Annotated in this window: 17 protein-coding genes; 11 read left to right on the forward strand and 6 right to left on the reverse strand. The window is 58.6% G+C overall.

Annotated features, from left to right (window positions below; all coding sequences use genetic code 11):
* Positions 1 to 76: 76 nt before the first annotated feature.
* The gene (locus EAE_RS14675) at positions 77 to 1,360 is read right to left on the reverse strand and encodes a putative acyl-CoA thioester hydrolase (RefSeq protein ID WP_015704788.1); all 1,284 of its coding nucleotides are present in this window, start codon (positions 1,358 to 1,360) and stop codon (positions 77 to 79) included.
* Between the two features lie 213 nt (positions 1,361 to 1,573).
* Between EAE_RS14675 and hutI the strand changes: the two genes are divergently transcribed.
* The 6 genes from hutI (at position 1,574) to EAE_RS14710 (ending at position 9,418) form a co-directional block, all read left to right on the forward strand.
* Entirely contained in the window at positions 1,574 to 2,833 is a 1,260-nt protein-coding gene (hutI, locus tag EAE_RS14680; protein WP_020079324.1) for an imidazolonepropionase, read from the forward strand.
* Positions 2,830 to 3,786: a formimidoylglutamase gene (hutG, locus tag EAE_RS14685; protein WP_015704790.1), complete on the forward strand. Its 957-nt coding sequence runs from the start codon at positions 2,830 to 2,832 to the stop codon at positions 3,784 to 3,786. The genes hutI and hutG overlap by 4 nt, the downstream gene beginning before the upstream one ends.
* Positions 3,787 to 3,847: 61 nt before the next feature.
* Positions 3,848 to 4,573 carry a histidine utilization repressor gene (locus tag EAE_RS14690; protein WP_015704791.1) on the forward strand — a complete coding sequence of 242 codons (726 nt, stop codon included), beginning with the start codon at positions 3,848 to 3,850 and terminating at the stop codon, positions 4,571 to 4,573.
* 142 nt (positions 4,574 to 4,715) lie between these two features.
* Positions 4,716 to 6,404 (forward strand): urocanate hydratase, encoded by a 1,689-nt coding sequence (gene hutU, locus EAE_RS25255; protein ID WP_015367623.1) that lies wholly within the window; start codon positions 4,716 to 4,718, stop codon positions 6,402 to 6,404.
* A complete protein-coding gene (gene hutH, locus EAE_RS14705) occupies positions 6,401 to 7,936 on the forward strand; it encodes a histidine ammonia-lyase (protein WP_015367622.1) in 1,536 nt (511 codons plus the stop codon). Before hutU ends, hutH begins: the two co-directional genes overlap by 4 nt.
* 99 nt (positions 7,937 to 8,035) lie before the next feature.
* Positions 8,036 to 9,418, forward strand: a complete 1,383-nt coding sequence (locus EAE_RS14710; protein ID WP_015367620.1) for an amino acid permease — start codon at positions 8,036 to 8,038, stop codon at positions 9,416 to 9,418.
* A gap of 512 nt (positions 9,419 to 9,930) precedes the next feature.
* Here the strand turns inward: EAE_RS14710 and EAE_RS14715 are convergent.
* Complete coding sequence (locus EAE_RS14715) at positions 9,931 to 10,407, reverse strand: kinase inhibitor (RefSeq protein WP_015704792.1); 477 nt, start codon at positions 10,405 to 10,407, stop codon at positions 9,931 to 9,933.
* 70 nt (positions 10,408 to 10,477) lie between these two features.
* Positions 10,478 to 11,767 (reverse strand): adenosylmethionine--8-amino-7-oxononanoate transaminase, encoded by a 1,290-nt coding sequence (gene bioA, locus EAE_RS14720; protein WP_015704793.1) that lies wholly within the window; start codon positions 11,765 to 11,767, stop codon positions 10,478 to 10,480.
* 85 nt (positions 11,768 to 11,852) lie between these two features.
* On the opposite strand from bioA, the gene bioB reads away from it, so the two are divergent.
* The 5 genes from bioB to uvrB all read left to right on the forward strand — a co-directional run bounded on the left by bioB (position 11,853) and on the right by uvrB (position 18,085).
* A complete protein-coding gene (bioB, locus tag EAE_RS14725; protein WP_015704794.1) occupies positions 11,853 to 12,893 on the forward strand; it encodes a biotin synthase BioB in 1,041 nt (346 codons plus the stop codon).
* Positions 12,890 to 14,047, forward strand: a complete 1,158-nt coding sequence (gene bioF / locus EAE_RS14730) for an 8-amino-7-oxononanoate synthase (protein ID WP_015704795.1) — start codon at positions 12,890 to 12,892, stop codon at positions 14,045 to 14,047. The genes bioB and bioF overlap by 4 nt, the downstream gene beginning before the upstream one ends.
* Positions 14,031 to 14,786: a malonyl-ACP O-methyltransferase BioC gene (gene bioC, locus EAE_RS14735; RefSeq protein ID WP_015704796.1), complete on the forward strand. Its 756-nt coding sequence runs from the start codon at positions 14,031 to 14,033 to the stop codon at positions 14,784 to 14,786. The genes bioF and bioC overlap by 17 nt, the downstream gene beginning before the upstream one ends.
* On the forward strand, positions 14,779 to 15,459 hold the full coding sequence (gene bioD / locus EAE_RS14740) for a dethiobiotin synthase (RefSeq protein WP_015704797.1): 681 nt from the start codon (positions 14,779 to 14,781) through the stop codon (positions 15,457 to 15,459). Before bioC ends, bioD begins: the two co-directional genes overlap by 8 nt.
* A 610-nt stretch (positions 15,460 to 16,069) precedes the next feature.
* Positions 16,070 to 18,085, forward strand: a complete 2,016-nt coding sequence (uvrB, locus tag EAE_RS14745; protein WP_015704798.1) for an excinuclease ABC subunit UvrB — start codon at positions 16,070 to 16,072, stop codon at positions 18,083 to 18,085.
* Between the two features lie 204 nt (positions 18,086 to 18,289).
* Here the strand turns inward: uvrB and pmrB are convergent, their stop codons facing one another.
* Genes pmrB through eptA form a run of 3 tightly spaced genes read right to left on the reverse strand, consistent with a single transcriptional unit; the run spans position 18,290 to position 21,703 of the window.
* Positions 18,290 to 19,387: a two-component system sensor histidine kinase PmrB gene (pmrB, locus tag EAE_RS14750; RefSeq protein ID WP_015704800.1), complete on the reverse strand. Its 1,098-nt coding sequence runs from the start codon at positions 19,385 to 19,387 to the stop codon at positions 18,290 to 18,292.
* Between the two features lie 4 nt (positions 19,388 to 19,391).
* Positions 19,392 to 20,063 (reverse strand): two-component system response regulator PmrA, encoded by a 672-nt coding sequence (gene pmrA / locus EAE_RS14755; RefSeq protein WP_015704801.1) that lies wholly within the window; start codon positions 20,061 to 20,063, stop codon positions 19,392 to 19,394.
* Entirely contained in the window at positions 20,060 to 21,703 is a 1,644-nt protein-coding gene (eptA, locus tag EAE_RS14760) for a phosphoethanolamine transferase EptA (RefSeq protein WP_015704802.1), read from the reverse strand. Before eptA ends, pmrA begins: the two co-directional genes overlap by 4 nt.
* Between the last annotated feature and the right edge of the window lie 94 nt (positions 21,704 to 21,797).

Raw genomic sequence — 21,797 nt, forward strand, 5'->3', positions numbered from 1 at the left:
TTATTAATTAGCGTTGTGGCAGGAGTACACGCGGATAAGAAAAGCCCGCGCTCGGGGAGAGCGCGGGCCGATAATATTACTGTTTCGGAGCGGCAACCACAAAACTGCCTACGCCGCGGTTGTTATATTCCCACATGCGGTTGAAGCCGTTGTCGTTAAGGTTACGCTGCGGGTTGCCTTTGTCATCCTGCGCGCCAACATTACCGCTGAAGGCGCGATTAGAACCGACCGCCGCCGCCCACGGTTGAGCAATGTTAAAGCCTTCATTGATGACGCTATCGCGAATCACCACCTGGCCATTGCTGTTGCCGTCGACGTCCAGCGCGCGGCCCAGCTGCGCGACGTTATCGCCGGAAGCGGTGAAGCGGCTATTGGTCGCCAGGAAGCCGTAGGTTACGCTTTTCAGCGTTGCCGGGGCGAAAACGTAGGCTTCTTTCTGCGTACGCGAGTTCACGACGCGGAAATCGGTATTATCGAATACCACCGCGCCGCGACCGGAAACGATATCCACATCGCCTTCAATATAGCTATTGGTCACCAGCGTGCGGGTCTGACGGTTATCCTGCAGACGGTTCTGCACGCCGCTATTGGTCACAAAGAAGGTGTTCTGGCGGCCAAGAATGTTGACCTTGTTGATCTGCACCTGGTCGCCATCGCTGCGCAAGGCCACTGCCTGATGGGTACCGGCATCGACGCTGTCGCCGAGATTGTTGGCGATGGTCAGGTTCTGCAGCTGCAGGCCATTATTCTGCGACCAGAAGACCGCGGAACACATCACGCCGACAGTGGCGGCGGATTTGCTCTGGCAGCTGTCGAACATATACCACGCGGGCTTGCCTGGCATGTATTTGCCGCCCGGATTGACCAGATGACGCCAGCTATTGCGGTCCATTTCGGAATCAATCGCTTCGCTGATTTTGACGTCGGCAGGGTTTTCACCGGTACCATAAATCGTCAGCGCGCCCGGCGCGGCAGGCACGTAGACAGTGCCCGCATATTCGCCTGGCATAACGGCGATGAACAGGCGACGGGCAGAGTGACGGGCAATCGCCGCATCGACCGCGGCCTGAATAGTCGTGTGGGTCACGCCCTGAGCACCCGCCGGGCCGACGATGAAATCAGGCTGCGCCGGCAGGCTGATAGCGGATGGCGTCCACGCGGCGGCATTCGGCGTCAGCGACTGAAAATAGGCCGCTTGAGTGAAGTTTTTCGCTTCATCGGCGCTAAGAATCGGCCGTGCGGTATTGCCCGGTGCAGTCTGCGTTGAGGGCTTTTGATCGGCAGGCGTCGAGCTACAGGCGGACAGCGTCACGCCGAAGGCCAGCGCCAGCGCCAGACGGGAAACGGAATATGTGTTCATGTTGCTCCGGGCGATAATATGCAAAGTTACATACCCTTTGTGCGTGACAGGGTATAAGTCCTTTAAAACCTGCTGTTTTATACTAACTTGAACGAAACGGGAAGATGCCAGTTCAAAAACTTCACTTCTTTACGCAACGCGAAGCGCTGATGGAACGTCTTTAGTCACAAAAAAATAACATTTACCCGCGCTTTTATTGACATTACCGGCGTTATGAAAATAAATGTCTATACAACCCATGACAAGTTGAATGCTATGACTGAAGCCACCTCTGAACTCGTTATCTGGCGAAACGCGCGTCTCGCCACTTTGAATCCTGATTCTTCTCAACCATACGGCCTGCTGGAGCGCCATGCGCTGCTGGTGCGTAACGGCCGTATCGAGGCGATCGTCGACGACGCTGACGCCCCGGCGGGGCGTCGTATCGACCTCGAAGGCCGGCTGCTGACGCCGGGTCTCATTGACTGCCACACGCACCTGATTTTTGGCGGCAGCCGGGCGCAGGAGTGGGAGCAGCGGCTGAACGGCGTGTCGTATCAAACCATCAGCGCCAACGGCGGCGGCATTAACTCCACCGTGCGCGCCACGCGCGAAAGCAGCGAAGCTGAACTACTGGCGCTGGCGCAGCCGCGTCTGGAGCGCCTTCTGCGTGAAGGGGTGACAACACTGGAGATTAAATCAGGCTACGGTCTCGATCTGCAAAACGAACGTAAAATGCTGCGGGTCGCCCGACAACTGGCTGACGACAATGGCGTGGAACTGTCGGCGACGCTGCTCTCCGCCCACGCCACGCCGCCGGAATATCATGGCGACGCCGATGGCTATATCTCGCTGGTCTGCGAGACCATACTGCCGACGCTGTGGCAAGAGGGGCTGTTTGAAAGCGTTGACGTCTTCTGTGAAAACGTCGGCTTCAGTCCACAGCAAACCGAGCGCGTATTTCAGGCCGCGCAGGCGCTGGGCATTCCGGTAAAAGGCCACGTTGAGCAGCTCTCGTCACTGGGCGGCGCACAACTGGTGAGCCGCTATCATGGGCTTTCCGCCGACCATATCGAGTATCTGACGGAAGAGGGTGTGGCTGCGATGCGCGAAAGCGGCACCGTGGCAGCCCTGCTCCCCGGCGCGTTCTACTTCCTCAATGAAACCCGCAAACCGCCGGTGGAACTGCTGCGCAAGTACCAGGTGCCGATGGCGGTGGCGACCGATTTCAACCCGGGCACCAGCCCCTTCGCTAGCCTGCATCTGGCGATGAACATGGCCTGCGTCAAGTTTGGTTTAACGCCGGAAGAGGCCTGGGCCGGGGTGACTCGCCATGCCGCGCGGGCGCTGGGGCGACAGGAGAGCCATGGTCAGCTGGCGGCGGGCTTTGTCGCAAACTTCGCTATCTGGGATGCCGAGCATCCGGTCGAGATGGTGTATGAGCCGGGGCGCGCGCCGCTCTGGGGGCGCGTGGTACGAGGAGAACTGCAATGATGCTGTGGCAAGCTACCCCCGCGAACCTTTGGCAGGGGCGTGATGATAGCGCGGAGGCGCCCAATGCGCTGCGCCTGTTCCAGACCATCGCCCGCGCGGAACGCTTCGCGCCGCAGGAGATGCCTGGCGATATCGCGCTGCTCGGCTTCGCCTGCGACGAAGGCGTACGGCGTAATAAAGGGCGCACCGGCGCCGGAGATGGCCCGGAAACGTTACGCCGGGCCTTAGCCAATATGGCCAGTCATCAGGGCCATGACCGCTGCGTGGATATGGGCACGATTAGCGTCGATGGCGAACAGTTAGAAGCCGCGCACCAGGCGCTGCGCGAGGCGGTGGCCGCCTGTCAACGCGCCGGCAAACGCACGCTGGTGCTGGGCGGCGGTCACGAGACGGCCTTCGGCCACGGCGCTGGGGTACTGGACGCCTTCCCGGGCGAAAAAGTGGGCATTATTAATCTCGATGCACATCTGGATTTACGCTTTGCCGAATGCGCCAGTTCCGGGACGCCGTTCCGCCAGTTGGCGCTGGAGTGTGAAGCGCAGCAGCGAGGTTTTCACTATACCTGCATCGGGGTTAGCCGGGCGGCGAACACCCAGGCGCTATGGGATGAAGCGGCGCGCCGCCAGGTGGCTATCGTTGAGGATCTGGAGGTGCTGGCAGCCTTCGAAACACGCGTGTTGCCGGAGCTTGAGCGCAATATCGCGCAATTCGACCGTCTGTATCTGACTATCGATCTCGACGTGCTGCCGGCGCGCGAAATGCCGGCGGTTTCCGCGCCGGCGGCGCTGGGCGTGCCGCTGGCGACCCTGCTGCGGATCGTTGAGCCGTTGTGCCGCAGCGGTAAGCTACAGGCGGTGGATTTGGTCGAGTTTAATCCGCAATTTGACATCGACGGACAGGGCGCCCGCGCGGCGGCCCGTCTGGCATGGCAAATCGCCCATTGGTGGCGCTAGCGATCCGCGCTATTATTTTCGTTTCGCCGCTCCGCTTATTACGCATAAGGAAAGCCAGGCCATGTTTGCACAACAACCTCGTTCCGCGCCCGCGCCTTTCTATGAAAAGGTGAAGCAGGCGATCAGCGAAAAGATCCACCGCGGCGAGTGGCGCCCGCACGACCGAATTCCCTCGGAGGCTGAACTGGTCGCCCAGTTCGGCTTCAGCCGAATGACCATCAACCGCGCGCTGCGCGAGCTGACGGATGAAGGCTTGCTGGTGAGGCTACAGGGCGTCGGTACCTTCGTCGCCGAGCCGAAAGGGCAGTCGGCGCTATTTGAAGTGCGCAGCATTGCCGATGAGATTGCCTCCCGCCGTCACCAGCACCGCTGCGAGGTGCTGCTTTTAGAGGAGACCGAAGCGGATGTTATCCAGGCGGAGGCGCTCAACGTCGCCGAAGGCACGCGTATCTTTCATTCGCTGATGGTGCATTTTGAAAATGATGTCCCGGTACAAATTGAAGACCGCTGCGTCAATGCCGCGGTGGTGCCAGACTATCTATTACAGGATTACACCGCCACCACGCCGCATGATTATCTGTCGCTGATTGCGCCGTTAACCGAAGGCGAACATATCGTCGAGGCGGTGCAGGCGACGTCAGAAGAGTGCGCGCTGCTGCGCATTCTGCCGCACGATCCCTGCCTGCTTATTCGCCGCCGCACCTGGTCGACGACGCATATTGTCTCACACGCTCGCCTGCTGTTTCCCGGCGCGCGCTACCGTCTGCAGGGCCATTTCAGCTCGTAATTCTCCCTGGCGTCAGCAAAACGTGATTGCTGACGCAATATAACAAAATTGTATCATTTCTGTTAAATCCTGGCTTGCGTAGAGTTGTATAGACAAGTATATGTATCTAGGTACACAACGTTAATTGTCAGGAGAAACCCCGATGTCGCAAAGCAAATATCGCCAGCTGGACGTACGTGCCCCGAGAGGCACGACGCTTACCGCCAAGAGCTGGTTGACCGAAGCGCCGCTGCGTATGTTAATGAACAACCTCGATCCCGATGTCGCCGAAAACCCGCATGAGCTGGTGGTCTATGGCGGTATCGGTCGCGCTGCGCGCAACTGGGAATGCTATGACGCTATCGTGAAGGCGCTGAAAAACCTGGAAAGCGATGAGACCCTGCTGGTGCAGTCCGGCAAACCGGTCGGCGTATTTAAAACGCATGAAAACTCGCCGCGCGTGCTGATCGCTAACTCCAACCTGGTCCCGCACTGGGCCACCTGGGAACACTTCAACGAACTGGATGCCAAAGGGCTGGCGATGTACGGCCAGATGACCGCCGGCAGCTGGATCTACATCGGTAGCCAGGGCATCGTGCAGGGCACCTACGAAACCTTCGTCGAAGCCGGTCGCCAGCACTATCAGGGCAGCCTGAAAGGCCGCTGGGTGTTAACCGCCGGTCTGGGCGGCATGGGCGGCGCACAGCCGCTGGCTGCGACGCTGGCAGGCGCCTGCTCGCTGAACATTGAATGCCAGCAGAGCCGCATCGATTTCCGTCTGCGTACCCGCTACGTGGATGAACAGGCCACTTCTCTGGATGACGCCCTGGCGCGCATCAAAAAATACACCGCCGAAGGCCGCGCCATCTCTATCGCGCTGTGCGGCAACGCCGCGGATATCGTTCCGGAACTGGTGAAACGCGGCGTACGCCCGGATATGGTCACCGACCAGACCAGCGCCCACGACCCGCTGCACGGCTATCTGCCGAAAGGCTGGAGCTGGGAGGAGTATCAGCAGAAAGCCGAATCCGATCCGCAAGGCACTATCCTGGCGGCGAAACGCTCGATGGCCGACCACGTTCAGGCGATGCTGGCCTTTAATGAAATGGGCGTACCGACCTTCGACTACGGCAACAACATCCGCCAGATGGCGCAGGAAATGGGCGTCAGCAACGCCTTCGATTTCCCGGGCTTCGTGCCGGCGTATATCCGTCCGCTGTTCTGCCGCGGTATCGGCCCGTTCCGTTGGGTAGCGCTGTCCGGCGATCCGCAGGATATCTACAAAACCGACGCGAAAGTGAAAGAGATCATTAAAGATGATAAGCATCTGCACCACTGGCTGGATATGGCGCGCGAGCGCATCAGCTTCCAGGGACTGCCGGCGCGTATCTGCTGGGTAGGTCTGGAGTGGCGGCAGAAGCTGGGGCTGGCCTTTAACGAAATGGTGCGTAGCGGCGAAGTCTCCGCGCCGATCGTGATTGGCCGCGATCACCTTGATTCCGGTTCCGTCGCCAGCCCGAACCGCGAAACCGAAGCCATGCGCGACGGCTCGGATGCGGTATCTGACTGGCCGTTGCTCAACGCACTGCTTAACACCGCCAGCGGCGCGACCTGGGTATCGCTGCACCACGGCGGCGGCGTAGGCATGGGCTTCTCGCAGCACTCCGGGATGGTTATCGTCTGTGATGGTACCGATGAAGCGGCGGCGCGTATCGCTCGCGTCCTGCATAACGACCCGGCGACCGGCGTAATGCGTCATGCCGACGCGGGTTACGATATCGCCATTGAATGTGCGGCGGAACAGGGTCTGAATCTTCCGATGGTTGCGGCAACGCAGGGGAACGCTAAATGAAATCTTTAACGCTAATTCCGGGGCAACTGAGCCTGTCGCAGCTCCGCGACGTTTACAGCCACCCGCTGAACATTACCCTTGATAGCAGCGCGTTTGCGGCAATTGATGAGAGCGTGGCCTGCGTTAACGCCATCCTCGCCGAAGGGCGGACCGCCTACGGTATCAACACCGGTTTTGGCCTGCTGGCCCAGACCCGTATCTCGACGGAAGATCTGGAGAACCTGCAGCGTTCGCTGGTGCTATCCCATGCGGCAGGCGTTGGCGAGCCGCTGGATGATGACCTGGCGCGCCTGATTATGGTGCTGAAGATTAACAGCCTGTCCCGCGGTTTCTCCGGGATCCGCCTGAGCGTGATCCAGGCGCTGATTGGCCTGGTCAATGCCGGCGTGACGCCGTGGATCCCGGCGAAAGGTTCCGTCGGCGCCTCCGGCGACCTCGCGCCGCTGGCGCATATGTCGCTGACGCTGCTTGGCGAAGGCAAAGCGCGGGTACGCGGCGGCGAATGGCTGCCGGCGACGGAAGCGTTACGTCAGGCGGGGCTGGAGCCGATTACCCTGGCGGCGAAAGAAGGTCTGGCGCTGCTGAACGGCACCCAGGCGTCGACGGCTTTTGCGCTGCGCGGCCTGTTCGAAGCCGAGGATCTGTTCGCCTCCGCGGTCGTTTGCGGGGCGTTAACCACCGAAGCGGCGCTGGGTTCGCGTCGTCCGTTCGATGCGCGTATTCACGAGGTGCGCGGCCAGCGTGGCCAGATTGATGCGGCGGCTCTGTATCGCCACCTGTTGACCGATGACAGCGCGATTTCGCAGTCGCACCATAACTGCGCCAAGGTGCAGGATCCGTACTCTCTGCGCTGTCAGCCGCAGGTGATGGGCGCCTGCCTGACGCAGATCCGCCAGGCGGCGGAAGTACTGTTAGCCGAAGCGAACGCGGTCTCCGATAACCCGCTGGTCTTTGCCGCCGAAAATGACGTCATCTCCGGCGGTAACTTCCATGCCGAACCGGTAGCGATGGCGGCGGATAATATCGCACTGGCGATCGCGGAAATCGGCTCGCTCTCCGAGCGTCGTATCGCGCTGATGATGGACAGCCATATGTCGCAGCTGCCGCCGTTCCTCGTGAAAAATGGCGGCGTCAACTCCGGCTTTATGATAGCCCAGGTCACGGCGGCGGCTTTAGCCAGTGAAAACAAAGCGCTGTCGCACCCGCATAGCGTTGACAGCCTGCCCACCTCCGCGAACCAGGAAGACCACGTCTCGATGGCACCGGCTGCCGGTCGTCGCCTGTGGGCGATGGCGGAAAACACCCGCGGGGTGCTGGCAGTTGAGTGGCTGGCGGCGGCGCAGGGGCTGGATATGCGCGAAGGGCTGACCACCAGTCCGCTGCTGGAAGAGGCGCGTCATCTGCTGCGCGAACGCGTGCCGCATTATACCCAAGACCGTTTCTTCGCTCCTGATATTGAAAATGCCACCGAGCTTTTGGCCGCACGTCACCTGACGCGTCTGCTGCCTGCCGTATTGCCTGGCCTGAATTAATCACCGTTGTTCTCTGTACCCGCGTCGGGGGGATGTCATCCCCCCGGCCGTCCTACATCGCATATTTGTCGTCATATAAAAAAACCAGGACACCTGTATATGCAACAACAACACAAACCGCATCTGCTGCGCGGGCTGAATGCCCGACACATTCGTTTTATTGCGCTCGGTTCCGCTATCGGCACCGGGCTGTTCTACGGTTCGGCCTCCGCCATTAAGGCGGCGGGTCCGGCGGTGCTGCTGGCCTATCTGATCGGCGGCGCGGCGGTCTTTATGGTCATGCGCGCGCTGGGTGAAATGGCGGTGCGCAATCCGGTTTCCGGCTCCTTCGGCAGCTACGCTCGCCAGTATCTCGGGCCGCTGGCCGGATTTATTACCGGCTGGACCTACACCTTTGAAATGGTGATCGTGGCGCTGGCCGACGTCACCGCGTTCGGTATCTATATGGGGTTGTGGTATCCCGATGTGCCGCGCTGGATCTGGATCCTCAGCATCATCTTCTTTATTGGCGCGATGAACCTGTGCAACGTGCGGGTGTTCGGCGAGATGGAGTTCTGGCTGTCGCTGATTAAAGTGGTAGCGATTATCGCCATGATGGCGGCGGGCGCGGGGATTATCTTCTTTGGCTTTGGCCATAGTTTCCCGGCCACCGGGCTGGAAAATCTGTGGAGCCACGGCGGCTTTGCGCCAAATGGCTGGCAGGGGATCATCGCTTCGCTTGGCATCGTGATGTTCGCTTTCGGCGGTGTAGAGATTATCGGCGTCACGGCGGCGGAAGCGCAGAACCCGAAGAAGGTCATCCCGCAGGCCATCAACACCATTCCGCTGCGTATTATTCTGTTTTACGTCTGCACCCTGGCGGTGCTGATGGCGATCTTCCCGTGGAATAGTTTTGGCGAGCAGGGCAGTCCGTTTGTGCTGATCTTTGATGGCCTCGGGATCCCGGCGGCGGCGACTGTACTGAATATCATCGTGATTAGCGCCAGTATCTCGGCGATTAACAGCGATATTTTTGGCGCCGGGCGCATGATGTACGGTATGTCGAAAGAGGGGCTTGCGCCGAAGTGCTTCCAGCGGATCGCCAGCAACGGCGTACCCTGGATGACGGTCGTGGTGATGGGCGTGGCGCTGCTGGTGGCGGTGGTGCTTAACTATCTGATGCCGGAACAGGTCTTTGTCCTGATTGCCTCGCTGGCGGCGTTCGCCACCGTCTGGGTGTGGTTGATGATCCTGCTCTCTCATTTCTCGATGCGCCGCGGTTTGTCGGCCGAAGAGCGCAGTAAGATCGAATTCCCGATCCCCTTCTGGCCGGTTGGCCCGCTGTTGACGCTACTGTTTATGGGGCTGGTGATCGCCGTGCTGGGAATGGTGGAAGAGACGCGCGTGGCGCTGTTAGCCGGGCTGGTCTGGCTGGGGCTGCTGACGGTGGTGTGGTATGCACGCGTGCGTAAAACCGCGCTGCAGGTGGCCACGGAACAGTAAGGTCAATCTCCCCGGTGGCGCTGCGCTTACTGGGGCTACGTTTGGACCGTAGATACTGTTATCGGTTTGCAACGGTTTTGGTCGGGGAAAACATGTGCTTTGTGTTAATTCCGACACATTGCGCTCCCGATATTTCTTCTGCGTTATGTCCTCATGGCGCAGGGAGCGCACAGGGGGCGGCCAGTCGCCGCCGCCCCCTGTACCCCCGGGCTCTGGCCGCCAAAATCGCCACTTCGTGGTACCTTCGACTTATCCCTGCAGGCTTCGGGTCGGGCCGAGGCAGCGTCCTTGCAAAACACGGCCCTCAGCCCGCATCCATGCGGGCTGCCCCGGCCTTCCGGGAACGTCTCAGCGATTTTGAGGCCGCCAACAACGGCAGTTTCAGCAAGCATGGTGAATAAATTAAAGGCAGGCCGCACGGACCGTAGGTCGGGTAAGCGCAGCGCCACCCGACAATATACCGGCACCTCGGGTTGCCCGGATAAGGCGCAAGCCGCTATCCGGGGGGATAATTAACTGAACAGGGCGGTGATGGAAGCGCTGGCGAGCGAATGGAAATGGACATTAAAGCCGACCATCGCGCCGCTCGCCTCGGCATCGACATCAATCTTATCGATATCCAGCGCGTGCACGGTAAAAATGTAGCGGTGGGTTTCACCCTTCGGCGGCGCCGCGCCGCCGTAGCCTGCCTTACCAAAATCGGTACGGGTCTGAATGGCCTCTTCCGGTAGCTCCGCCTGACCGGAACCGGCCCCCTGCGGTAAAACCCGGGTATCGGCAGGCAGGTTGGCTACCACCCAGTGCCACCAGCCGGAACCGGTCGGCGCATCCGGGTCGTAGCAGGTGACGACAAAGCTTTTGGTTCCCGCGGGGACGTCGTCCCACATCAGATGCGGCGAAAGATTATCGCCATCGTACCCCATACCGTTGAATACGTGACGATTAGGCAGCTTGCCGCCGTCTTGCAGATCGTGGCTGGTCAGTTTCATGCTTCATCCTCATTGATAATGCGCTGATTAACAAAGAAGTGTAGCTTTCCCGACGGCGCAATTCCGCTGTTTATTCGCTAAAAAATGTTTCTTCTTGTACCGCCATATTGACCGCACGGGTCAGGCGAGTCAGCTGTTGTGGGCTGATGATGTACGGTGGCATCAGATAAATCAGCCGGCCAAACGGGCGGATCCATACCCCTTGCTCAACGAAAAAGCGCTGCAGAGCGGCCATGTTCACCGGATGACGGGTTTCAACCACGCCAATCGCGCCGAGTACGCGCACGTCGGCGACCCATTCTGACTCTCGTGCCGGAGCCAGCTCGGCCTTCAGCTGGGCTTCAATCGCCGCTACCTGCTGTTGCCATTCGCCGCTCTCCAGCAGGCGCAGGCTTTCGCTTGCCACCGCGCAGGCCAGCGGATTACCCATAAAGGTGGGGCCGTGCATAAAGCAGCCGGCTTCGCCATTGCTGATGGTTTCAGCAACTGTTCGGGTGGTGATGGCGGCGGAAAGGGTCATGGTACCGCCGGTCAGCGCTTTACCCAGACACAGAATATCGGCGGAGATACCGGCATGCTCGCAGGCGAACAGTTTGCCGGTACGGCCAAAGCCGGTGGCAATCTCATCGGCGATCAGCAAAATCCCTTCCCGGTCGCACATTTTACGCACTCGCTTCAGCCACTCCGGATGGTACATGCGCATCCCGCCGGCGCCCTGGACTACCGGTTCGAGGATCACCGCGGCGATTTCGTGGCGATGCGCGGCCATCAGGCGGGCAAACGGCACCATATCCATCTCGTCCCACTCGCCGTCGAAGCGGCTTTGCGGCGCGGGGGCAAACAGGTTATCCGGCAGGTAGCCCTGCCACAGGCTGTGCATTGAATTCTGCGGATCGCAGACCGACATCGCGCCGAAGGTGTCGCCGTGATAGCCGTTGCGGAAGGTCAGGAAACGACGGCGCGGCTGGCCCTTAGCCTGCCAGTACTGCAGCGCCATTTTCATCGCCACTTCTACCGCCACCGAACCGGAATCGGCGAGGAAAACGCACTCCAGCGATTCCGGCGTCATCGCCACCAGTTGGCGACAGAGCGCCACCGCCGACGGATGGGTGATCCCGCCGAACATCACGTGCGACATCTGGTCGATCTGCGCTTTCATCGCCGCATTCAGGCGCGGGTGATTGTAGCCGTGGATCGCCGCCCACCAGGAGGACATGCCGTCAACCAGCTGTTCGCCGCCGGCGAGGGACAGCTCGCAACCGTGGGCGGAAACCACCGGGTAGACCGGCAGGGGGGAAGTCATAGAGGTGTAGGGGTGCCAGATGTGGCGCCGATCGAAAGCGAGATCGTCCAGTGTCATAAGCGACTTGTAAACCATTTTGAAAACATTTAGGTTTACGAGTATAAACCGAACCGCAAATTAACAAAACCTTTTGGAGAGGCCAATGGCTCACCACGCACGCTGGACAATGTCGCAAGTTACTGAGTTATTTAATAAACCACTCATCGATCTGCTCTTTGAAGCGCAGCAAATCCACCGCCAGCATTTTGACCCGCGTCAGGTGCAGGTCAGTACGTTGCTGTCGATTAAAACCGGCGCTTGTCCGGAAGATTGTAAATATTGCCCGCAAAGCGCACGCTACAAAACCGGTCTTGAATCCGAGCGCCTGATGGAAGTCGAGCAGGTGCTGGAATCAGCGCGTCAGGCGAAAAACGCCGGCTCGACCCGCTTCTGCATGGGCGCGGCGTGGAAGAACCCTAATGATCGCGATATGCCGTATCTGGAGCAGATGGTGAAAGGCGTCAAGGCGCTGGGGCTGGAGTCCTGTATGACGCTCGGCACTCTTACCGATAGCCAGGCGCAGCGCCTGGCTGGCGCGGGGCTGGATTACTACAACCATAACCTCGACACCTCGCCGGAATTTTACGGCAACATCATCACCACCCGTACCTATCAGGAACGTCTGGATACGCTGGATAAGGTACGCGATGCCGGGATTAAAGTGTGCTCCGGTGGGATCGTCGGGTTGGGGGAAAGCGTGAACGATCGCGCCGGGCTGCTGCTGCAGCTGGCCAATTTGCCAACGCCGCCGGAAAGCGTGCCGATCAACATGCTGGTGAAGGTCAAAGGTACGCCGCTGGCGGATAACGACGATGTTGACGCTTTCGATTTCATCCGCACGATCGCCATTGCGCGCATCATGATGCCAACCTCCTACGTGCGTCTCTCCGCCGGGCGCGAGCAGATGAACGAGCAGACCCAGGCGATGTGCTTTATGGCCGGGGCGAACTCGATTTTCTATGGCTGCAAACTACTGACGACGCCAAACCCGGAAGAAGATAAAGACCTGCAGCTGTTCCGCAAGCTGGGCATCAACCCGCAGCAGACGGCGGTGCTGGAAGGTGATAATGAGCAGCAGCAGCGCCTGGAGCAGGCCTTACTCACCCCGGACACTGAGGAATACTACAACGCGGCGGCGCTATGAGCTGGCAGCAACGAATCGATCGGGCGCTGGACGAACGGCGGGCGGCGGAGGCTTTTCGCCGCCGCCTGCCGGTAAGCCACGGCGCCGGACGCTGGCTGGAGCGTGAAGGGGAGCGCTGGCTCAACTTCTCCAGTAATGACTACCTGGGCCTGAGCCAGCATGGCGCGATTATCGCCGCCTGGCAGCAGGGGGCGGAACGTTATGGCGTCGGTTCCGGCGGATCGGGCCACGTTAGCGGCTATAGTGAGGCGCATCGCGCGCTGGAAGAGGAACTTGCCGACTGGCTGGGCTATCCGCGCGCGTTGCTGTTTATCTCCGGCTTTGCCGCGAATCAGGCGTTGATTGCCGCGCTGGCGGAAAAAGACGATCGCATTGTGGCCGATCGCCTGAGCCATGCCTCCCTGCTGGAGGCGGCAAGCCTCAGCCCGGCGCAGCTGCGCCGCTTTACCCACAATGACCCGCAACAGCTTGCTCAACTGCTGGCGAAACCGCTGGACGGCCAGCAGTTAGTCGTTACCGAAGGGATTTTCAGTATGGACGGCGACAGCGCGCCGCTGGCTGACATTCAGGCGGCAGCCCGCAGCGCCGGAGCATTATTACTGGTTGATGATGCTCACGGAATCGGGGCGATTGGCGATGAAGGGCGCGGAAGCTGTCATACGCAGGCGGTTCGCCCGGAGCTGCTGGTAGTCACCTTCGGCAAGGCGTTTGGGGTAAGCGGCGCGGCGGTACTGTGCAGTGAATCGATGGCCGATTATCTGCTGCAGTTTGCCCGTCATCTCATCTACAGCACCGCGATGCCGCCTGCGCAGGCGGTGGCGCTGAACGCGGCGTTGCGGATCATTTGTAGCGATGAGGGCCAGCAGCGGCGGGAATTCTTGAGCGCCCGCATCCGTCAGTTCCGCGCTGGAATGGGCGATGTCGCGCTGGGGCTGACCGATTCCCGGAGCGCGATTCAGCCGCTGATCGTTGGCGATAACGCGCGAGCGCTAGCCCTGGCATCTAGCCTACGCGAGGCCGGCTGTTGGGCTACCGCCATTCGTCCGCCGACGGTTCCCGCCGGCGGCGCGCGTCTGCGCCTGACTCTGACTGCCGCTCATCAGGCCGAGGACATTGCGCGTTTACTGGAGGTGCTGCATGGCCACGGTGAATAAGCAGGCTGTGGCCGCGGCGTTTGGTCGGGCGGCCAGCGGCTATACGCAACATGATGAGCTGCAGCGCCGCAGCGCCGAATTGCTGCTGCGCCAGTTGGCGAAAGGTGATTTCCCCCGGGTGCTGGACGCTGGCTGCGGCCCCGGCAGCATGAGCCGTTACTGGCGCGAAGCGGGAAGCGAAGTTACCGCGCTGGATCTCTCCGCCGGGATGCTGGCGCAGGCGCAACGCAACGGCGCCGCGCAGCATTATCTACAGGGCGATATCGAAGCGCTGCCGCTGCCGGATGCCTGCTTCGATCTGGCATGGAGTAACCTGGCGGTGCAGTGGTGTGACGAGCTAAGCGCGGCAATCGGCGAGCTGTGCCGGGTGGTGCGGCCCGGCGGACGGGTGGCGTTCACTACGTTGCTCGCCGGATCGCTACCGGAGCTCAATCAAGCGTGGCGGGCGGTCGACGAACATCCCCATGCCAACCGTTTTCTCAGCGAACAGGCGGTAAGGGCGGCGCTGAGCGGCCTGCGCGCCGAAGGCGTCGTGCATCAGATTAGCTTACCGTTCGCCGACGCGTTAAGCGCCATGCGCTCGCTAAAGGGGATTGGCGCTACCCACTTACATCAGGGGCGGGCGTCTGCTCCGCTTAGCCGCGGCAAGCTGCGTGAACTGCAACTGGCCTGGCCGCAACAGCAGGGCCAGTGCCCGCTGACGTATCATCTTTTTACAGGAGTCATTGAACGTGACTAAACGTTTCTTCGTCACCGGAACCGATACTGAAGTCGGTAAAACCGTCGCCAGTAGTGCGCTGCTGCAGGCGGCGAATCAGCTGGGATTTAACACCGCAGGCTATAAACCGGTGGCTTCCGGGAGCGACCTGACCGCACAAGGGTTACGCAATGAAGATGCGCTGGCCCTGCAGCGTAATAGCCGGGTGGCGCTGCGCTATGAACAGGTTAACCCTTATACTTTTGCCGAGCCGACCTCGCCGCATATTATTAGCGCCGATGAAGGGCGACCGATTGCCGCGACGACGCTTTCCAGCGGTTTACGCGAACTGGAGCGCCTGGCCGACTGGGTGCTGGTGGAAGGGGCGGGCGGCTGGTTTACGCCGCTCTCGGAAACCCTGACCTTCGCCGACTGGGCGCAGCAGGAGCAATTGCCGGTGATTTTAGTGGTCGGCGTCAAACTTGGCTGTATCAATCACGCGATGCTCACCGCCCAGGCGGTACGCGAAGCCGGGCTGCCGCTCGTGGGCTGGATCGCCAACGATATCCAGCCGCCGGGTAAACGCCATCGCGAATATCTGCAAACCTTAACGCGGGTATTGCCAGCGCCGCTGCTGGGGGAAATTCCCTGGCTTGCCGACGCATCGCAGCGTCAGGATCTCGCGCAGTACCTGGATCTGAGCCCCCTGCAATAACCCCGCATAAACCTGCGAGACGGCTCTATTTTTTGTTGACAGGACGATGAAATGTGGTCCAGAAAACGCAAAAAATCCAGCCGTCTTTAGCTGATAAATATCAAAAAAAATTCGATAATTTTTTTTAGCCACGGGCTTTGGTCCGATGAGACTTTTCTGCCGGGTGGCAGACCTCGCGGCCTGCAGGCAGTTATCCACTATTCCTGTGGATAACCTTGTGTATTAGAGTTAGAAAACTTGCGGTAAGCTAGAGAGTACGCGGCCTGCGAGCAAATTGGCGCGAAACCCGTCTTTTGGTAAATTATGTTTTATTTCAGCAAGTTAAATAAAATCAATGGCTGTCAGAAAAGTGTCACCGGCTGCCATAAAAGATTCATTACCTTGCTTGACAAATGTTAAATGATAAATGTTTCTGGGGATAACCACACAGGCTGGTGGATTATTCCGCAAAGCGCGCATTTTACGCCCGCAGTCGGACGACCGCGCGTCCTTTTGCCGCCATACAATAATGCGATACTGTTTTTATATCCAGTATTATTTATTGGCAAAAATGAAACTGAAGGGTAGAATTAAACACCTGCTGGCCAATCCCATCTTCAGGTCCTGAAATATGAGCAAACCATTCAAGCTGCACTCCGCATTCCGTCCTTCCGGCGATCAGCCCGAAGCCATCCGCCGTCTGGAAGAGGGGCTGGAAGATGGCCTTGCGCATCAAACCCTGCTTGGGGTAACCGGTTCGGGGAAAACCTTCACCATCGCCAACGTTATCGCTGACTTACAGCGCCCGACGATGGTGCTGGCGCCGAACAAAACCCTGGCGGCGCAGCTGTATGGCGAGATGAAAGAGTTCTTTCCCGAGAATGCGGTGGAGTATTTTGTCTCCTACTACGATTATTACCAGCCTGAAGCCTACGTACCGAGCTCGGATACCTTTATCGAAAAAGACGCCTCGGTGAACGAACACATTGAGCAGATGCGTCTGTCGGCCACCAAAGCGTTGCTCGAACGGCGCGATGTAGTGGTGGTGGCTTCGGTTTCCGCCATCTACGGTCTTGGCGACCCGGATCTGTATCTGAAGATGATGCTGCACCTGACCACCGGCATGCTGATCGACCAGCGGGCGATCCTGCGTCGACTGGCGGAACTGCAATACACCCGCAACGATCAGGCCTTCCAGCGCGGCACTTTCCGCGTCCGCGGCGAGGTTATCGATGTCTTCCCGGCGGAATCCGATGATATCGCGCTGCGTATTGAACTGTTTGACGAAGAGGTCGAGCGGCTATCGCTGTTTGACCCGCTGACCGGCCACGTCGAATCGTCCATTCCACGCTATACCATCTATCCGAAGACCCACTACGTTACGCCGCGCGAGCGTATCATACAGGCGATGGAAGAGATCAAAGACGAGCTGGCTGACCGCCGCAAGGTCCTGCTGGCGAACAATAAACTGCTTGAAGAGCAGCGGCTGAGCCAGCGCACTCAGTTCGACCTCGAAATGATGAACGAGCTGGGCTACTGCTCGGGGATTGAAAACTACTCGCGCTTTCTCTCCGGGCGCGGGCCGGGCGAGCCGCCGCCGACGCTGTTCGACTACCTGCCGGCGGATGGCCTGCTGGTTATCGATGAATCGCACGTGACTATCCCGCAAATCGGCGGTATGTACCGTGGCGACCGGGCGCGTAAAGAGACGCTGGTGGAATATGGCTTTCGCCTGCCGTCAGCGCTGGATAACCGGCCGATGAAGTTCGAAGAGTTTGAAGCGCTGGCGCCGCAGACCATCTACGTTTCAGCGACGCCGGGTCCCTATGAGCTGGAAAAATCCGGCGATGAGGTGGTAGACCAGGTCGTTCGCCCAACGGGCCTACTGGATCCGGTTATCGAAGTGCGGCCGGTGGCGACGCAGGTCGACGATCTGTTATCAGAAATCCGTACCCGTGCGGCGATCAATGAGCGTGTACTGGTGACGACGCTGACCAAACGCATGGCGGAGGATTTAACCGAATACCTGGAAGAGCACGGTGAGCGGGTGCGCTATCTGCACTCCGATATCGATACCGTCGAGCGTATGGAAATTATTCGCGATCTGCGTCTTGGCGAGTTCGACGTGCTGGTGGGTATCAACCTGCTGCGCGAAGGGCTGGATATGCCGGAAGTATCGCTGGTGGCGATACTTGATGCCGATAAAGAGGGCTTCCTGCGTTCCGAGCGCTCGCTTATCCAGACCATCGGCCGCGCGGCGCGTAACGTGAACGGTAAGGCGATTCTTTACGGCGATAAAATCACGCCATCGATGGCGAAGGCGATCGGTGAAACCGAACGCCGCCGCGAGAAGCAGCAGCGTTATAACGAAGAGCACGGTATTGTGCCGCAGGGTCTTAATAAGAAAGTGGTCGATATTCTGGCGCTGGGTCAGAACATCGCGAAGACCAAAGCCAAAGGCCGTGGCAAAGCCCGTTCTCCGGTGGAAGCCGATAGCGTCGAACTGACACCGAAAGCGCTGCAGCAGAAAATCCACGAGCTGGAAGGGCAAATGATGCAGCATGCCCAGAACCTTGAGTTCGAAGAAGCCGCGCAGATCCGCGATCAATTGCATCAGCTACGTGAACTGTTTATTGCGGCATCATAAGGGGGATAGGGGAGCCGTGCAAAAATGACGGCAATGCGCAATTTGCAATTGCCGTCACGCTATTATCGTAGGATCTTAATGTTGGCTTAATTTTCTTCAGCGACACTATCCTCAGTTTAATGAGGATAGCGCCATGCAAAAACTGACCAACCGTGAATATCTGGCCATTGCGACCGCCTTTGTGATTGTGGTCGCCTTCTTACATCAATGGGTATTAACCTTCTGACGCGCGCTGCGCGGGAATAGCACCCAGGCGCGGACGCCCGGTCCGGGCTGACGGTTATGTAAAAAGAATTGCGCATCGTGCAGTTGCGCGATGCGGGTGACGATGCTTAAACCGAGGCCTATTCCGCCATAGCGGCTGTCCATGCGGACAAACGCTTTACTCAGCTCGCCGCTTTTGGCCTCATCAATGCCCGGCCCTTCATCTTCTACTGCCAGAATCGGCGTATTTCCCGGTTTTACCGAAATCTTTATATTCGACCCCACGGGGCTATAGCGGTGCGCATTCTCCACCAGATTGCGTAAAATCACCCGCGCCAGGGTCGCATCTCCGGAAATGAGATCCGCGCCTGCGCCGCTTTCTATCTCCAGCGTCTGCTGGCGCGCTTCAAGCATCGTTGCCAACTCATCCTGCAGAGGCTCCACCACATCTTCGTGCAAATGCACCTGCTGGTAACTCCCGGCGGAAAACGACTGCCCGACGCGCGCCAGTTGTAGCAGCTGCGAAATGCTGTTGGTCATCTGATCGAGACGTTGAATTAAGGGATCAACGCTGACGCCGTGTACCTTCGCCAGCAGTTCCAGATGCAAGCGCAGCCCGGCAAGAGGGGTACGCAGTTCGTGGGCGACGTCGGCGGTAAACAGACGCTCGCGTTCGAGCGTCAGGGTCAGCCGCGACACCAGTTGATTAATCGCCATGGTCACTGCGGTCACTTCCGGCACCGACTCCTGCAAAATAATGGGTTGCAGATTATCCGGCGTCCGGCTTTCCAGCTCGCTTTGCAGATTTGATAGCGGACGGGTGATTTTCTTCACCGCCACCAGGCTGATATACAGCGCCAGACTGATGATCAGCAGGCTTGGCACCAGCAGGCTGGCGACCGCTTCGCGTACCTCATGTTCGACGTGCCTTTGATTGTTATGACCCTCAATGGCGCTGGCAACCAGCAGCTGGATTTGCTCTTTGCTTTCATGCCATAGCCAAAATACGCTGATCAGCTGGCAGACCACCAGAATCGCGCCGATGGTCAGCAGCAGGCGGTGGCGCATGGTCCAGGTTTCGGTCGCAAACAGTGCCATAGCGTTATTCTGACTCCGTATTATTCACCAGCATGTAGCCAAAGCCGCGGACGGTGCGGATCCGCGCTTTACCAATCTTGTCGCGCAGATTATGGATATGCACTTCGAGGGTATTGGTGGCCGGTTCGTTATCCCAGCTGTAGATATCATTGTAGAGAATTTCGCGATGTACCGGGCTGCCGGCCTTCATCAACAGGCGCGAGAGCAGAGCATACTCTTTTGGCGTCAGCTCCAGCGATTCGCCGGCCAGCCACACCTGACGACGGGTAACATTAAGGCGCAGGTTGCCGACGGTCAGCTCATTATCGCCCTGATTATTATGGCGACGCAGCAGCGCGCGAATGCGGGCGTTGAGCTCTTCAAGCGCGAAAGGTTTCACCAGGTAATCGTCAGCGCCGGTATCCAGCCCGCTGATGCGGTCGCCCACGGTATCGCGGGCGGTGAGGATTAACACCGGTTGGGTGAATTTCTCCCGGCGCATACGCGCCAGGAAATGCAGACCGTCTTCATCCGGCAGGCCCAGGTCGAGCACCACCAGACTGTAATGGTTGCTGGCTAACGACAGCGCGGCTTCGTGAGCGGTGGCGACGCCATCGCAGACATAGCCTTCGCTTTGCATGGCCAGAATTAACCCTTGTAACAGGAGCGCATCGTCTTCAATGACTAAGATTTTCATCTGCCGGTCTCTCTACATGGCGTTAAAAGGTCGTCTTTTGCCTGATACTCGCGGGTGTCTACCCCGAGCAGGCCAAGCAGGGTAGAGAACAGATTATCTTGTGAATAATCGTTCGTCTTCGCCTGCTGTTGCAAACACTGGCTGGATACGCCATAGCGTTGCTGATAATCCGGCGACAACCACAGCAGCATCGGCACGTGTTTTTGCGTATCGGGCGCTATGGAGTACGGCAGGCCATGCAGATACACGCCATCTTCACCCAGCGATTCGCCGTGGTCAGACAAATACACCAGACTGGTGGTGAATCTATCTTGTTTTGATTGCAGCAATTTTATCGCTTTATCAACCACATAGTCGACGTACAAAATGGTGTTGTCGTAGGTATTGGTCAACTGTTGTTGCGTACAACTTTGGATTTCATTGGTATCGCAGGTCGGGGTGAATTTTTTGAATTCAGCCGGGTAGCGATTGTAATAGGTCGGGCCATGACTACCAATGGTGTGCAGAACGATAATGCCATCCTGCTGTAAATTATCGATATAGCTATCAAGATTATGGAACAGCACGTCATCGTAGCACTCGCCATCAATGCACTCGCCGCTGAGGTTCAGGTTGGTGACGTTCTGATGCGGTACGCGGTCACAGGCGCCTTTACAGCCGCCATCGTTGTCGTTCCATAGCACCTGAACACCGGCGCGCTGCAAAATATCCAGAACGCCTTCCTGATGGTGCGCCAGTTCTTCATCGTAATGCGCGCGCGGCATATTGGAGAACATGCAGGGGACGGAAACCGCGGTTGCGGTGCCGCAGGAGGTGGTTTTCGGGAAGTACACCACGTCGTCCTGCTTCAGGCGCGGGTTAGTTTCGCGATCGTAGCCGCCCAGCGAGAAATTCTCGGCGCGCGAGGTTTCGCCCAGCACCACGATGGTCAGATTTTTACGCGCGCCGTTATGCATCACCGCTTTCTGTTTGGCATCTTCGCCGATCTTCACCAGCGGCAGGTTATCCATCCGGTTATGCGCATACCACGAGTTCAGCGCCACAATGCTGTTGGATGGGCTTAAAGATTTCACCAGCTCCTTATTGTTACGGAACACCGAGGCGTAATCTTTGTAGAACAGCGCCGCCACCAGCACAATGAGCAGCGCTGAAACGGCGATATTGAGCAGGCGCATCGCTGCGCCGCGCCAGAAAGAGGCCGGTTTGCGAACTTTAATCCACCAGGCAACCAGAACCATCAATAGCCCGGAGAGACCCAGCACGATGACCATTTGCGTCGACAGCAGGGCAAAACTTTCCGCAGGCGTCGTATCGAAGATATTGGCGATCATCGAACGATCGATCACCACGCCGAAGGTCCAGATAAAGTACTGCGCCGAGGCGCTCAGCAGAATAAACAGGCTGATGACTACCCGGTCGAGCTTTAAGAACGAGGCGAGGGTGGTGATGATGTTCATCACGCTAATTGCCACGATCGGCATGCTAAGGAAAACCAGCCAGTTATGGAGATTGTTTACCGGCAGTAGCGGGAAAACCTGGCGATAAAAGGCCAGGTTAAGAAAGATACCGATATAACAGGCAAAGAGAGTCAAATAAGCCGTGCGGCTGAGTACCGGCCGACGTAAAGAAATAAACGACATAACGAATACCCGTAGTAGGAGATGTTCGTTATGTTGACAGCGATATTTTAAGACAACCTTAAGATTTTAATCTGAGGCGTCATCTTGTTTAAAA

This window comes from Klebsiella aerogenes KCTC 2190 (genome assembly GCF_000215745.1).
GTDB lineage: Bacteria > Pseudomonadota > Gammaproteobacteria > Enterobacterales > Enterobacteriaceae > Klebsiella > Klebsiella aerogenes.

Bases quoted from the DNA above. Each gene is read 5' to 3' on its own strand.
- EAE_RS14675 (WP_015704788.1), bottom strand. From the start codon at position 1,360: ATGAACACATATTCCGTTTCCCGTCTGGCGCTGGCGCTGGCCTTCGGC.
- hutI (WP_020079324.1), top strand. From the start codon at position 1,574: ATGAAAATAAATGTCTATACAACCCATGACAAGTTGAATGCTATGACT.
- hutG (WP_015704790.1), top strand. From the start codon at position 2,830: ATGATGCTGTGGCAAGCTACCCCCGCGAACCTTTGGCAGGGGCGTGAT.
- EAE_RS14690 (WP_015704791.1), top strand. From the start codon at position 3,848: ATGTTTGCACAACAACCTCGTTCCGCGCCCGCGCCTTTCTATGAAAAG.
- hutU (WP_015367623.1), top strand. From the start codon at position 4,716: ATGTCGCAAAGCAAATATCGCCAGCTGGACGTACGTGCCCCGAGAGGC.
- hutH (WP_015367622.1), top strand. From the start codon at position 6,401: ATGAAATCTTTAACGCTAATTCCGGGGCAACTGAGCCTGTCGCAGCTC.
- EAE_RS14710 (WP_015367620.1), top strand. From the start codon at position 8,036: ATGCAACAACAACACAAACCGCATCTGCTGCGCGGGCTGAATGCCCGA.
- EAE_RS14715 (WP_015704792.1), bottom strand. From the start codon at position 10,407: ATGAAACTGACCAGCCACGATCTGCAAGACGGCGGCAAGCTGCCTAAT.
- bioA (WP_015704793.1), bottom strand. From the start codon at position 11,767: ATGACACTGGACGATCTCGCTTTCGATCGGCGCCACATCTGGCACCCC.
- bioB (WP_015704794.1), top strand. From the start codon at position 11,853: ATGGCTCACCACGCACGCTGGACAATGTCGCAAGTTACTGAGTTATTT.
- bioF (WP_015704795.1), top strand. From the start codon at position 12,890: ATGAGCTGGCAGCAACGAATCGATCGGGCGCTGGACGAACGGCGGGCG.
- bioC (WP_015704796.1), top strand. From the start codon at position 14,031: ATGGCCACGGTGAATAAGCAGGCTGTGGCCGCGGCGTTTGGTCGGGCG.
- uvrB (WP_015704798.1), top strand. From the start codon at position 16,070: ATGAGCAAACCATTCAAGCTGCACTCCGCATTCCGTCCTTCCGGCGAT.
- pmrB (WP_015704800.1), bottom strand. From the start codon at position 19,387: ATGGCACTGTTTGCGACCGAAACCTGGACCATGCGCCACCGCCTGCTG.
- pmrA (WP_015704801.1), bottom strand. From the start codon at position 20,063: ATGAAAATCTTAGTCATTGAAGACGATGCGCTCCTGTTACAAGGGTTA.
- eptA (WP_015704802.1), bottom strand. From the start codon at position 21,703: ATGTCGTTTATTTCTTTACGTCGGCCGGTACTCAGCCGCACGGCTTAT.